The organism is Candidatus Persebacteraceae bacterium Df01 (assembly GCA_030386295.1).
GTDB classification, from domain to species: Bacteria; Pseudomonadota; Gammaproteobacteria; order Tethybacterales; family Persebacteraceae; genus Doriopsillibacter; species Doriopsillibacter californiensis.
Genome location: JANQAO010000001.1, coordinates 410,628 through 423,033 on the forward strand (window position 1 = coordinate 410,628; position 12,406 = coordinate 423,033).

Sequence of the window (12,406 nt, forward strand, 5' to 3'; positions counted from 1 at the left end):
TGAATATTGAGTTAACGGTGTTGATGTTCGAATCAAAAATGGGGGACGTTATCGGTGGTTTTAGCCAAACATTTCTGCTGTAATTGAGTCGTACCACGCACGTGCTTGGCGGGCTTCTTGGTGGCGAATCTCAGCGCTTGCTTTTCTGGGACTCATACTGGTGGCTTTGTCTATGGGTACAATGGTTTGACCATCAGCACGATATGCTGATGTTACCGAAATCCCATAATCTGGTGTTACAAGGCTGTGGCAGATATTATCCAAATTTGATGTTGGTGGGGCATTATTTTGTAGCAGGTTGACAATGGCCGCAGCTGCCGCTTTGCCTTGGGCGCTGGCTGAATACCCCGATTTGGTCATACGTCCAGCGTGGGCGGCGTCGCCGATAACATGCACTCCTGCAATCTGCGTGGATTCAAAGGTTAGTGTATTAATCGGGCACCAGCCACTGTCGTCGGTCAGGCCGGAATTAATGGCTATTTCGCCGGCATGTTGTGGTGGGATGTAATTAATTACGTCCCCTCGTTCTTCGCCAAATTCGGTTTTTACCATCATGCGGTTGATGTCAATCGCTTCTACTAGTCCGCCGGCTTCCGCCGAACGCCATTCAATCATATCACCGTAAAAATTTTCCCATCCGTCGGTAAAAAGTGTTTGCTGAGAAAATCCTTCTTTGCTGTCTAAAATTAATATTTTGCAGGCTGGTTTATGGAGTTGCAGATAGTGAGCGATAAGCCCGGTGCGTTCGTATGGCGCGGGTGGGCAGCGGTACGGTGGTGGTGGCGGCATAATGATTACTACCCCACCGTCGGGCATTGCTTCCAGTTGACGGCGCAAGATCGTGGTTTGTTCGCCCGCCCGCCAAGCATGAGGGATGCGGGCGGTATCTTTAGCCGAATAACCAGGCAGTCGATTATTATAAAAATCAATGCCCGGCGCCACTAGTACACGATCATACGGCACTTGTGATCCGTCCGTTAATATTACGCTACCGTTTCCTGTTTTTTGAGCTCGTCCATGCACTACACGTACACCGTGCTGGCTTAGAGTTGTATATTTATGGCAAATAGTTTTTACCGGCACAACGCCGGCGAGGACTAAGTTGCTGAGTGGACAAGTGTAATAGGCCTTATGTTGTTCAATGAGTGTGACTGCCAAGTTGGGGTTCAATATTTTTAATTGTTTGGCTGCAATAGCGCCGCCAAAACCACCGCCAATCACAGTCACTTTGGCGTTGTAACCTCCGATTGCGGGAAACGCTATTGCTCCCGTTGCTGCGAGTAGACCGCTGCAGAATGCTCGGCGCGATGAATGATGTGCGTTGACAACTTGATTGTGTTGCTTTTCTTCACGTGAGGCGGCACGTTTTTTTGGTATGGCTTTCATTAATAAAAATATAGCACAGTGAGCGCGTCACGGTTAGAATGCGCCTATGCGAGCGCGGTCAAAAAAGGCAGTATTTGCTGCATCATCTGATAATGCCGGCAGTATAACTGTCTGCGGGGTACGAACCGTCAGTGCCATGCTGGAAGCGGGTCGTTTGCGCTACTTGCTGGTAACGCATACCAGTAACAGCCGAGTACAAGAGATTCTTTATAAGGCTGAAAAAAAATCGATTCCGATTCGCCAAGTTGCCGACGTTGAACTTGTGCGATTATCTGATAATTCTCAACATCAAGGTGTTGCCGGTTTGGCCGAGCCGCCTGTCGCTGATTGGCGACAGTTGTTGAGGCGGGCCGAAGCGCCGTTAGTCGTGTTGGACGGTGTAACCGATCCGCGCAATTTGGGAGCGGTATTGCGTGTAGGCCGGGCTTTTGCCGTTGCTGCCGTCGTCATGCCGAGTCGCCGTAGTGCGCCATTATCAGCAGCGGCAGCAAAAGCTTCTTGTGGTGCGGCGGCATTTGTGCCGCTGCATCGGGTAACTAATTTGCGTCGTGCACTAACGGAAATTAAACAAGCTGGCTGGTTTGTGGTGGGTGCCTGTGAAGACGCAAAAATATCATTGGTAGATGCTACGCCGACTTCATCGTCGCCAATATGTTGGGTGTTTGGAGATGAAGGTAGCGGTTTGCGGCGGTTGACTGTTGAAAATTGCGACTTACTGGCACGTATTCCTACCGTGGTAGGAGAGGCGGGTTGTTTAAACGTGGCCACCGCTTGTGCTGCTTGCCTAGCTACTGGTGCAAACAGGTGGTTCCCCGAGTAGGACTCGAACCTACGACAGTGCGGTTAACAGCCGCATGCTCTACCAGCTGAGCTATCGAGGAATAAATTATTTAATATTATACAAGACTTGGTGAGCGGAGTAAGTCGTTTTCGCTTGGCGGCTGGCGGCGGACACGCATACAATAACGGCTATGTTAAAACAAATATGGCTTGCCAAACCGCGCGGTTTTTGCGCCGGTGTAGAGCGCGCCATTGATATTGTTGAGCGGGTGCTGCAAAAGCATGGAGCACCCGTGTATGTCAAGCATGAAATCGTGCATAACCGACATGTGGTGGAAAACTTTGAGCAGCGTGGCGTGATTTTTGTGGAAACTCCGACCGAAGCACCGTTTGGTGCAGTGTTAGTGTATTCAGCGCATGGCGTTTCACAAGCGGTGCGTTGTACTGCTGCCGCTCGCCAACAATACATTTATGATGCCACTTGTCCGTTGGTTACCAAAGTCCACAGTGAAGTCAGCCGTTTGCGTGCTGCCGATTATGAAATCATTATGGTTGGCCACCGTGGGCATCCAGAAGTGGAAGGTACACTTGGGCAGGCGGATGATGGAGTGTATTTGGTGGAAGATGAAAAAGACGCGATAGCGTTGCAAGTGAGCAACCCAGAACGGTTGGCATATGTAACTCAAACTACGCTGTCGGTAGATGATACTGCGCGATTGGTAGCTGTTTTGCGTACCCGCTTTCCCAACATTCGCGCGCCGCGACAGGATGATATTTGTTATGCGACTCAAAACCGACAGGACGCAGTCAAAAAAATGGCAGCTCGCTGTGATTTGATATTGGTTGTCGGTTCGCAAACTAGCTCTAACTCTAACCGCTTGTGCGAGGTAGCGCAACAGGCTGGCACCCACGCGTATTTGGTAAATGATGCTGCCGAAATGCAGGAAGATTGGTTGTGTAATGTCGCGGTAGTGGGCGTGACTGCCGGCGCTTCTGCTCCCGATGCATTGGTGCGCGATTTGGTGCGCTGGTTGAAACTGCATGCCATTTCCAATTGTGTTGTGCAAGAAATGAGTGGTGCAGAAGAAAATATTGTTTTTATGGCGCCGAAATCTTTGCTGCAACAAAAAATAGTGGAACGGCATTGAGCGGGCAAGCAGATTATGTGATTATTGGTGGCGGTCTGGTGGGCATGCTCACAGCACTGGAACTGTATAAAACCGGTGCTCGGATTGTCGTTGCCGACGCTGGTATTCCTCAAGCATCATGGGCGGCAGGTGGGATTTTGTCGCCGTTACCGCCGTGGGGTTATGCTGATGCCGTGTCAGAACTCATAAAAACGAGTGTGACAATGTTGTTTAGTATTATTAACGAAGTGCAAAAATTAAGTGGTATTGATTGCAATTGGAATCGTGCTGGCATGTTGGTTTTGCCGTCTAAAAATTCACAGCGATTGGCTGCTTGGCGTAAAGAAAACTACTCTACTGCCGTGCCGGTACGTTGGCTGGCACCGTTGTTAGCTACTGACGGTTATGGGGAGTGGCTACCTGCCATTGCCCAATTGCAACCGCGATTACTATTGAAAGCCTTGCGTTATACGTTGCGACAATATGGTGTGGCATTTTATCCGGCGGTGCAACAAGTAGAAGTGTCTGGCGATAGAGCAAAAGTGGTGCGGTTGCAGGATGGATCTATATTGCAGGGAAGCGCTTATGTGTTGTGTGCCGGTGCTGCTAGTGAAGCTTTGTGCCCGCCGCCTGCGCCACCGGTAACGCCGATGCGTGGACAAATTCTGCTGTATGCGCCGGATAAACCGTTGCTTTGCACCGTATTACGCGAGGAAGACGGATTATATCTGTCGCCGCGTTCCGACGGTTTGTTGGTTGGTTCCACATGCGAAGATGTTGGTTTTGATAATCGTACTACTGCTGTTGTCATTGCTGCCTTGCATCGAAGAGCCTGTGAATTATTTCCAGCACTTCGGCGTACTCCACCAATTAACGCGTGGTCAGGATTGCGACCGATGCTACATGATAATATTCCAGTAATTGACCGCCATCCGAAATTGTGCAATTTTTATCTCAATACGGGTCATTCGCGTTATGGAATATCTATGGCGCCGGCTGCTGCTCGCCGATTGCTTGCCGTAATGCGTCGTGAAGGGGATCCCGGCGCCTACGCTTTCCGGAATGATTGGACATCCTCAATACGCAATGGACGTTCTTAACGGGCGGCGCCTAAAAAAGGCAGCAATTTTTTCATGGCGTGGGCTGCAGGCTACTTGGCGCGATGAACCCGCTTTCCGTCAGGAATTGGCAGTGGCAGTGTTGTTATTGCCGTTGGCGTTTTGGTTGACGTCCGATTCGGTGGAGCGGGCGCTGCTCGTAGGCACCGTGCTGCTGGTATTGGTAGTGGAAGTGCTCAATACTGCTTTGGAAGCTGCAGTAGATTTGGTAGCTCAACAAAACAAACACCCGCTGGCAGCAAAGGCTAAAGATTGCGGTAGTGCCGCTGTATTTTTGTCTATCCTTATCGCAATGGTGGTGTGGGGAGTGGTGTTGTGGCCGCATTAGTGCCGGTTATTACTATTGATGGTCCGGCTGCTTCTGGGAAAGGGACAGTAGCTCGGTTATTGGCTCAGTATTTGGGCTTTAATTGTTTAGATTCTGGAAAAATTTATCGTGCTGCTGGCATGCTAGCACTGCAGAGCAATCTTGCACTGGATGATGAGGCGGATATGCTGTATTTAGCGGGGACGCTGGTGAAAAATGAGGCGACGCTGTCATCACTGATGCAAAGTCCTAATATCGGTGATGAAGCGGTGGGCGCGGCGGCGTCACAATTGGCAGCTATTGCCGGGGTACGTGCAGCATTATTGCCTTTACAGCGGACACAGTTGCGTCCGCCGGGATTGGTGGCAGATGGGCGCGATATGGGTACGGTGGTGTTTCCTGACGCGGTGCTGAAAGTTTTTTTAACCGCCGATATTAACGAACGAGCGCGTAGACGTTGGCAGCAATTACAGGAATGTGGAATGCATGGTACAATGAAAGACATTTTTTTAGATTTAAGGCGGCGGGATGAGCAGGACTCCTGTCGCGCACAATCTCCTTTGCGAGCAGCGGCGGATTCTTTACGGATTGACTCCACACAGTGTACACCGGAAGAGTTAGCTTCCCAGCTGGCAAAAGATTTTATTGCGCGCTGCTCTTTTTCGCCATTTTGTTTCCCACAAGGAGATTAATAATAATATGAGTCAAACTTTTGCCGAGCTGTTTGAAGCGGTTTCCAAAGAACGTCGTTTAGAAGAAGGGACAGATCTTCTCGCCCATGTGCGTGACATTAACGATAATTATGTAGTAGTTAATGCCGGACTTAAATCCGAAGCGCACATCCCTCTTGAAGAATTTTATCTTGAAGATGAGCAATTGGAAGTTGCTATCGGCGACCAAGTTGAAGTGGAAATTGAGCTTTTAGAAAATGGCCTTGGTGAAGCGGTACTATCGCGCCGTCAGACTCGCCGCAAACACGCGTGGCAGAAGATTATGGAAGCGATGGAAAATGAAGGCGTGGTGGAAGGCGTGGTGGTTAATCGCATCAAAGGAGGTTATTCGGTGATGATAGAAAGTCTGCGAGCCTTTTTACCCGGTTCGCTGGTGGATGTTTTTCCACTGGAAGACCCTAACTCCCTTTTGGGTCAACGCTTAGAATTTCGCCCTATCAAGGTACATGTTGCACGCAACAGTATTGTAGTGTCGCGTCGTGCCGTTATTGAGCAAACTATGCTGGAAGTCAAAGACAGCAATGCTATCGCCGAAATAAAAGAAGGTGCCCGGTTTACCGGCACCGTGCGCGCGATCGTGGAATACGGCGCTTTTGTAGAAATCTCTCCCGGAATTTACGGATTGTTACACATCACCGATATTTCGTGGAAACACACCTCTTCAGTTAACGAAGTTTTGAGCCGTGGCGATGAGGTGGAAGTTATGGTGCTGGCAATTGACAAGGAAAAAAATCATGTATCGTTAGGCATGAAGCATTTGCAACCTAATCCGTGGGAATTTTTCAGTCGTGCCCATCCAGTAAATTCGCGCGCTTTCGGTAAAGTCACGCGCGTTTTGGAGTATGGTATCTTTGTGGAAGTGGAAGACGGAGTTCAGGGGCTGGTGCACACTTCAGAGATGAGTTGGACGCGCAAAAATCCTAATCCTTCCAAACTGTATAGCGCGGGCGATGAAGTGGAAATCATGGTGTTGGAAATTGATACAGAACGCCGTCGTATTTCTTTGGGGATCAAACAGTGCCAGCCTAATCCGTGGCAAGAATTTGCTGTGGCTTATCGCAAGGGCGACAAAGTTAACGGTAAAGTGCGCTCCATTAGTGAATTTGGTCTTTTTGTTGAACTGTCCGGCGATATTGATGGTTTAGTGCGTATGTCAGAATTGTCGTATGAGAAAAGCGGCGAAGAGGCGGTACGCGATTACAGTAAAGGGCAGGAAGTGGAAATGGTTGTGGTGGCAATTGATGCCGAACGTGAGCGTATTAGCTTGAGCATTAAACAACTGCAGGATGGTGGTTTTGGCGCTTTTTGTGAAGAGTATTTGCGTGGAGCTATGGTGCGTGGAACGATTGCTGTTTTTGCCGAAAAAGGTGCGCAGGTTAATCTAGAAAATGGTGTGCGTGGCTTTTTGCCTATTAGTGAAATTGCTGAGCAACATGTGGAAAATATGAGTGACCATATTAAAGAGGGCGAAGAGCGCGAATTTCTACTCATAGATACTGACATGCGCAATCGTCAAGCTATTTTGTCGCTTAAAGAAAAAGGTCGTCGCCAGCGTGAACTGGCTACGCAAGAGCGTAAACAACGGTCACCGGCGGGTAACACATTAGGTGCTTTGTTGCAGGCTAAAATTTTGGAAACAAAAGAAGAAGCAGAAAGACAGGCGGAACAGGCGCCAAATGACGACGAATGAGCACACACAAGCAGTTTCTTGTGGATATTATGCGGAAAAAGTTTCCTCATTTACCGGCTGAAGTTGTCAGCGACATGACGCAAAAAATTTTTTCCCTAATTGTGAATGCCCTCATTGAGGGTCGGCGAGTGGAAATTCGAAAATTCGGTAGTTTTTTTCTCACTAATTTTGACGTGCGTCTGTTACGTAACCCTCTTAACGGTGAGATGGTTGAAGTGCCGGCTCGGCAAATCCCCCGTTTTAGAGCCGGTCGGTTGTTGCGTTCAAAAGCCAATCAGCGTGGTTGAGCTTAGCGTGTAGCGCTCAGTAGCGGGCATGGCAATTGCAATTGAATGGTTTTTGTTGGCGTTGCCGCTGGTGTTTTTGCTGGGCTGGTTTTCAGCTCGTCTGGATATTCGGGATATTCGCAAAAGCGGGCGTGAATTGCCGCACGCCTATCTCAAAGGGTTATCGCATTTGTTGCGTGACCAAAAAAAACGCGCACTAGATGCTTTTTTGCGAGCACAGCCGCTGGATCCGCAATCTGCCGAATTACAGTTTGCGATTGGTGATTTATCGCGGCGTCGAGGTGAGTACCGGCGGGCGCTAGAAGTGCATCAACAATTATGTGAGCGTGAGGACCTTTCCGCTGCTGACCGAAAGCGAGCGCTATGGGAACTTGCTGGCGATTATTTTCAAATGGGTTTTTTGGATGTGGCGGAAAAACATGCTGCTATGATCAAAGATGACGATTATCGTGAGCGCGTTGGTGGCATGTTGCTAGAAATTCGTCAGCGTGCGTGCGATTATTCGGGAGCGCTTGACGTATTGGATAACATGTCTAAAGAAGCATCGTTGATGCGGCGGACGACAAGGGCGCATCTTTTGTGTGAATGTGCCAGCCGAAAAACTGTCGTTGATGAAAAACGTCAATTGTTGGAAGCCGCGCTAGTTGCTTATAGCAATTGCGCTCGGGCTGGTATCATGCTTGGAGATATGAGTGTTGCGGAACAAAATTATGAGTCTGCGGTGGCTCGTTATACTGCGGTAGAAGGGCAAAATTCGCGTTATTTGTGGTGCGCTGTGGAAGGCGCTATGGCGGCGTACGAATCGCAACAAAAAATAACGGCAGGGATTGACGAAATGTTGCGTTGGTTGCAGCATTATCCATCGTCGCTTCTGTTTGAAGCTGTTTATCAGGCGATGGCGGCGCGTGGTATGGAAGCAAATCTGGCAGGCGACAATCTTAAGCATGGGTTAGGTTTGGCGGCAGCGGCGGCGTGGAGCGGAGAGAAAGAACAACAAGCCGTTGGCGATGAGCGCGATTTATGGCGAGCGTTAACGCAGGCGGTCACTCTCAAACGGCGTTATCGTTGTGAAAATTGCGGCTATGAGACGGGTAATTTTGCTTGGCAATGCCACAATTGTCTGTCATGGGAGTCGTTTCAGTCTGGAGAGATGCATGGTTAAAAAAATGGCTTTTTTGGGAGGAACTTTTGACCCCCCGCATTATGGTCATATTTGGCTAGCGCGGAAAGCATTGCAGGAGTTGCCAGTGCAAACGGTGCGCGTGATTCCAAACGGTGTTCCCCCCCACCGTCCCCAGCCAAGAGCGCCATGGGTGGCGAGAGTTGTAATGTGTGAACTGGCATTACAAAATGTTGCCGATGTGGTTGTTGGACGAGATGAGCCGCCGGGTAGCAATGTTCATTGGACGTTGCGTACATTACAACGATTGCGGCGCCGACATGGACGAGCTCCGTTGTTAATCATAGGTGCCGATTCATTCGCGCAGTTTCACCGTTGGCGGTGTTGGCAGCGAATATTAAGTCTCACGAATGTAGTAGTGGCCGCGCGCCATGGTGCTGTTCGCCCACGGTCAATGGTGCGCATGCGTTGCCGAGTGGTCACTCGCTCACAACAACTTATCGGCAATTGCGGGCGGGTGTTTTTTTGGCGGTCTGGTGCTCCAGCAGTGTCTTCTACCAACATCCGACAGCGATTGAAAAAAAGACAGTCGGTAACGCATTTGCTGCCGTTGTCCGTGTTGACAGAAATTCAACAACAGGAGTTATATGCAGGTTGAAAACGACATTTTGTCGCTCGTGCGACAAACACTGGAAGATGGTAAAGGTGAAGGTATTGTGGTGCTGCCAGCGTCTCGGCAGTCAGGTGGTCTATTTGACTGGCTTGTTGTTGTCACTGCATCGTCATCGCGCCATGCGTCAGCTTTGGCGGAACGACTTCGCCGTGCTCTCAAGAACGCGGGCGTTAAAAGACAACACAAAGAAGATTCCAGCGATCACAGTTGGCTTTTAGTGGATGCGGGTAGCGTAGTGGCGCATGTGATGTTGGCTGAAGCGCGTGCAGTTTACGATTTGGAAAATTTATGGGGATTTGAGGAAACTGCGTCCTGAGAGCTGTGCATCTTATAGCCGTGTCGGCACGTGTCCCCGGCTGGTTGACGGGACTGGAGGCAGACTATGCGGTTCGCCTGAAAATATTTCGTCTGCATACAGAGACTATTAAACCAGCACCCCCTGCCAAAGAAGCAGCGATTGTATTGTCTCGTTTGCCGGACAACGCGCAATTGATATTGTTGGACGCTGCCGGTAGACAGTGTGATAGTGACGCTTTTTCTGTTTTTTTGGAAACTCGCATGCAAGAGGTGCGTCCGTTATTTTTTGTGCTGGGTGGGGTGTCAGGACCGCCGCCATTGGTGCGCGAAAGGGCTGACGCGTGTTTGTCGTTATCGCCGTTGACGTTTGCTCATACTGTGGCAAGGTTGGTATTTGTGGAGCAAATATTTCGTGCCGATTGTATCTTGCGTGGACATCCGTATCCCAAATAAAAATTAAACACAAACTTCTTCTTTGCGTGCTTTACGCAATGGGCGTAGCATATTTTTGGGAATATTTTCGGCATTTGGGTACAAGCGCTCAATTAGATGGATGAAATCGCAGTGCTGCTCTTTTTTATGGTAGTGCGAGAGTAGATACTGTACTGCAGGATTGTCGGCGGCATCGTGTTGCGCTATACCTTGTTGCAAAATTGCCTCATATTCCTCATCGTCCACTGTCTCCAAATTTCTAGATATCAGCGCTTTTTGCGTATAAAAAAGACCGCGCATTCTAGGTTCTAATAAATCTTCTCGGGTGGGGTCAAAACGTTCCAGCCACACTAGCTCGCGCGCCATACCTTCCTTGTCCATGCGACCAAAATTCAGCCGTTGCTGATTAGAATTTAATCGTGCTAAGGCGTTTTTGTCCAGCGATCGATCAATCACCTCTTGCCAAATGTCATTGATTTTAAAACCGCTATATGCCGCTACCTGCACTGCATTTACCAGCTGTGCTACCGTGCTGTAATGCTGTTGGCGCGTCCAGCGGTCGGTAATTTTGCCATGTAAGTCGGCATTGCTATTTAGCCATTTTAGTAGCGAATCTGAAAGAATAATCCGGTCAGCTGGTCCGGTGCGATTGACCCGACGGAAAAAGCCTGTCATGTCGGAACCAACCTGTGCGTTTTTATGAAGATTGGTCCTAGCCGTATGGTAGTAAATAGGGCGGTCTGTTTTGCGAGCAAACTCTTGAACAATAGTTGCCTTGCTGCGGACGTCAGGACGATTTTTGGGGGTGGTATTTGGAATGAGTGGAGAATACAGACGTTTGCCGTACACCAGCCCTTGATCGTTGTACACTTCCAAATCTGACCGAACGCCCTCTACATAGTGGATATATCCTACCGGCAAATCCAAATCATCAAATAAAAATAGCGCTGCGTTGGGTTCTACGCTGCTGATTTTTGCCATCGCCAAATCATGTGCCCAACGATAATCGTGACGGTTATTGAGATCCCAGTGTGCAACGAGCGAGGAGCCAACAACCGCTAGAATAATTAAAAATCCCATTTGTCGGCGCATAATTTCCGGTAAAAAACGCAGTTTGTCCACTAGCCAAGCAGCACCCAACGCCAGCCAAATCGCCATGATGCCGAACGCCAACAAATGGTAAACGCGAAATGCCGCTAACCAGATGTAGCCAGCTTTGAAATCCAGCAAAAATACCAACAGCACACTGCTCATAAACCAACTGGTAAGCAGCGATAACCACAGCCAGTTGTAGCGCGATCGCGCCATTGCGTAAAAGCCCAAAACCACAAAGATAAATCCCACTGGTGTAAATTGCCACAGCATGTCATTGCCTAGCGCCTCACCAAAAATTAGTTTGTCTTCAAGTCCTACTCCTGCCTGTTTGTCTACGCCGGAATAGCCTTTGCGCAAAGCATAGAAACCAAAATCTACGGCATCTGGGTATTTTTCTTTAACCAGTCCCAAAAAATCAATGGGACCGTAAAAGTTAGCTGGCGACGGATCTAATGAACGCCATACCATCCACAAATACGGCGGAAACGCACCTAACATCAAAAAACAGAGGCCCTTAACTGCACGCGGTAGGATATTGCGAAGTTGCGATAACACTATCATGCCTAAGCCAATGCTTCCCAGTCCTAGAATCGGATAGTGATTTGCTAATCCCAGCCCGTAAATAAAAGTGATGGCCATAAACAATCGATTGTGGTTGCGCCCGGCTCGTCCGATATGCCCAGCATAGCGTACACACAGTGCTAGCACAATAAAAAAGAACATGGAGTTAAGTGTGTACACCTCGGCGATAATAGCCTGAGACCAAAAAGTGTCGGATGCGCCGTAGGCAAGACCACCTAAATACGCAAAGATACGACCTCGAACTAACATAGCAATAGTGGCGTAAATAGCCGAACAGGCGATAGCACCGGTAAAACCACTGAAAAAATGCCCTTTGAACGCTGGAGTGCCAAACGGTAGTAAATGGTAAAAAATTCCGCCTAAGAAAGTGTGAATGGGATAGCCAGGCGGATGTGCTACGCCAAAATAATGCATGTTTGCGATGAACAGCCCGTCGTCTTCTAATGCCACCAATCGTGGCGTGGTATAGCCGTACAAAAAAGCGACAGCCAAAAACACCAACAGCGCATGCGGTAATTCTTGTCGCCAATTGCGTGGTACCAAACGGTAAGGTTTGACCGCAGCGTCAACAAATTGCGTTGGCCACAAGCCTACGCGTTCTGGCGGAAAATACAAAAATGGTGCCGCTCGCGCAGTGTCATTATTTTGTTTGTTGTGGGTACCGTTGTTATTTTTGCTAACGTTATTGTCACCATTATTATGGTTGTTACCCTTGCCACCGTTATTTTGATGGGAGGTAGCGGTGGTGGTTTTGGCCGATTTTTTTCGGTATCGGTTCACT

The 12,406-nt window shown here is 49.0% G+C and carries 13 protein-coding genes and 1 tRNA gene; 11 read left to right on the forward strand and 3 right to left on the reverse strand.

Annotated features, from left to right (window positions below; genetic code table 11):
- Nucleotides 1-60 precede the first annotated feature (60 nt).
- Complete coding sequence (locus NQX30_01995) at nucleotides 61-1,386, reverse strand: NAD(P)/FAD-dependent oxidoreductase (protein MDM5147152.1); 1,326 nt, start codon at nucleotides 1,384-1,386, stop codon at nucleotides 61-63.
- A 46-nt stretch (nucleotides 1,387-1,432) separates the two neighbouring features.
- On the opposite strand from NQX30_01995, the gene NQX30_02000 reads away from it, so the two are divergent.
- On the forward strand, nucleotides 1,433-2,206 hold the full coding sequence (locus NQX30_02000) for an RNA methyltransferase (protein ID MDM5147153.1): 774 nt from the start codon (nucleotides 1,433-1,435) through the stop codon (nucleotides 2,204-2,206).
- Here the strand turns inward: NQX30_02000 and NQX30_02005 are convergent.
- Nucleotides 2,192-2,267, reverse strand: a tRNA-Asn gene (locus NQX30_02005). The genes NQX30_02000 and NQX30_02005 overlap by 15 nt on opposite strands.
- A gap of 90 nt (nucleotides 2,268-2,357) precedes the next feature.
- Here NQX30_02005 and ispH point away from each other — a divergent pair.
- From ispH to NQX30_02055, 10 genes are read left to right on the forward strand one after another with little or no spacing between them, the layout of a single operon-like run.
- Nucleotides 2,358-3,314 carry a 4-hydroxy-3-methylbut-2-enyl diphosphate reductase gene (gene ispH, locus NQX30_02010; GenBank protein MDM5147154.1) on the forward strand — a complete coding sequence of 319 codons (957 nt, stop codon included), beginning with the start codon at nucleotides 2,358-2,360 and terminating at the stop codon, nucleotides 3,312-3,314.
- Complete coding sequence (locus NQX30_02015; GenBank protein MDM5147155.1) at nucleotides 3,311-4,393, forward strand: FAD-dependent oxidoreductase; 1,083 nt, start codon at nucleotides 3,311-3,313, stop codon at nucleotides 4,391-4,393. The genes ispH and NQX30_02015 overlap by 4 nt, the downstream gene beginning before the upstream one ends.
- A complete protein-coding gene (locus NQX30_02020) occupies nucleotides 4,356-4,739 on the forward strand; it encodes a diacylglycerol kinase (protein ID MDM5147156.1) in 384 nt (127 codons plus the stop codon). Before NQX30_02015 ends, NQX30_02020 begins: the two co-directional genes overlap by 38 nt.
- On the forward strand, nucleotides 4,727-5,410 hold the full coding sequence (gene cmk / locus NQX30_02025) for a (d)CMP kinase (GenBank protein ID MDM5147157.1): 684 nt from the start codon (nucleotides 4,727-4,729) through the stop codon (nucleotides 5,408-5,410). Before NQX30_02020 ends, cmk begins: the two co-directional genes overlap by 13 nt.
- Nucleotides 5,411-5,417: 7 nt before the next feature.
- Complete coding sequence (locus tag NQX30_02030; protein ID MDM5147158.1) at nucleotides 5,418-7,139, forward strand: 30S ribosomal protein S1; 1,722 nt, start codon at nucleotides 5,418-5,420, stop codon at nucleotides 7,137-7,139.
- Nucleotides 7,136-7,426 carry an integration host factor subunit beta gene (locus NQX30_02035; GenBank protein ID MDM5147159.1) on the forward strand — a complete coding sequence of 97 codons (291 nt, stop codon included), beginning with the start codon at nucleotides 7,136-7,138 and terminating at the stop codon, nucleotides 7,424-7,426. The genes NQX30_02030 and NQX30_02035 overlap by 4 nt, the downstream gene beginning before the upstream one ends.
- 28 nt (nucleotides 7,427-7,454) lie before the next feature.
- Nucleotides 7,455-8,588 (forward strand): hypothetical protein, encoded by a 1,134-nt coding sequence (locus NQX30_02040; protein MDM5147160.1) that lies wholly within the window; start codon nucleotides 7,455-7,457, stop codon nucleotides 8,586-8,588.
- Nucleotides 8,581-9,204, forward strand: a complete 624-nt coding sequence (gene nadD / locus NQX30_02045; protein MDM5147161.1) for a nicotinate (nicotinamide) nucleotide adenylyltransferase — start codon at nucleotides 8,581-8,583, stop codon at nucleotides 9,202-9,204. The genes NQX30_02040 and nadD overlap by 8 nt, the downstream gene beginning before the upstream one ends.
- Nucleotides 9,194-9,535: a ribosome silencing factor gene (rsfS, locus tag NQX30_02050; protein ID MDM5147162.1), complete on the forward strand. Its 342-nt coding sequence runs from the start codon at nucleotides 9,194-9,196 to the stop codon at nucleotides 9,533-9,535. Before nadD ends, rsfS begins: the two co-directional genes overlap by 11 nt.
- Nucleotides 9,536-9,540: 5 nt before the next feature.
- On the forward strand, nucleotides 9,541-9,969 hold the full coding sequence (locus tag NQX30_02055; protein MDM5147163.1) for a 23S rRNA (pseudouridine(1915)-N(3))-methyltransferase RlmH: 429 nt from the start codon (nucleotides 9,541-9,543) through the stop codon (nucleotides 9,967-9,969).
- A gap of 3 nt (nucleotides 9,970-9,972) precedes the next feature.
- On the opposite strand, the gene NQX30_02060 is transcribed toward NQX30_02055, so the two are convergent.
- Nucleotides 9,973-12,405 carry a DUF2723 domain-containing protein gene (locus tag NQX30_02060; protein MDM5147164.1) on the reverse strand — a complete coding sequence of 811 codons (2,433 nt, stop codon included), beginning with the start codon at nucleotides 12,403-12,405 and terminating at the stop codon, nucleotides 9,973-9,975.
- Nucleotide 12,406: the final 1 nt, after the last annotated feature.

What these genes read in the sequence shown, in the direction of transcription:
- NQX30_01995 (MDM5147152.1), bottom strand. Translation starts at nt 1,386, where the DNA reads ATGAAAGCCATACCAAAAAAACGTGCCGCCTCACGTGAAGAAAAGCAA.
- NQX30_02000 (MDM5147153.1), top strand. Translation starts at nt 1,433, where the DNA reads ATGCGAGCGCGGTCAAAAAAGGCAGTATTTGCTGCATCATCTGATAAT.
- ispH (MDM5147154.1), top strand. Translation starts at nt 2,358, where the DNA reads ATGTTAAAACAAATATGGCTTGCCAAACCGCGCGGTTTTTGCGCCGGT.
- NQX30_02020 (MDM5147156.1), top strand. Translation starts at nt 4,356, where the DNA reads ATGATTGGACATCCTCAATACGCAATGGACGTTCTTAACGGGCGGCGC.
- NQX30_02030 (MDM5147158.1), top strand. Translation starts at nt 5,418, where the DNA reads ATGAGTCAAACTTTTGCCGAGCTGTTTGAAGCGGTTTCCAAAGAACGT.
- NQX30_02035 (MDM5147159.1), top strand. Translation starts at nt 7,136, where the DNA reads ATGAGCACACACAAGCAGTTTCTTGTGGATATTATGCGGAAAAAGTTT.
- NQX30_02040 (MDM5147160.1), top strand. Translation starts at nt 7,455, where the DNA reads ATGGCAATTGCAATTGAATGGTTTTTGTTGGCGTTGCCGCTGGTGTTT.
- nadD (MDM5147161.1), top strand. Translation starts at nt 8,581, where the DNA reads ATGGTTAAAAAAATGGCTTTTTTGGGAGGAACTTTTGACCCCCCGCAT.
- rsfS (MDM5147162.1), top strand. Translation starts at nt 9,194, where the DNA reads ATGCAGGTTGAAAACGACATTTTGTCGCTCGTGCGACAAACACTGGAA.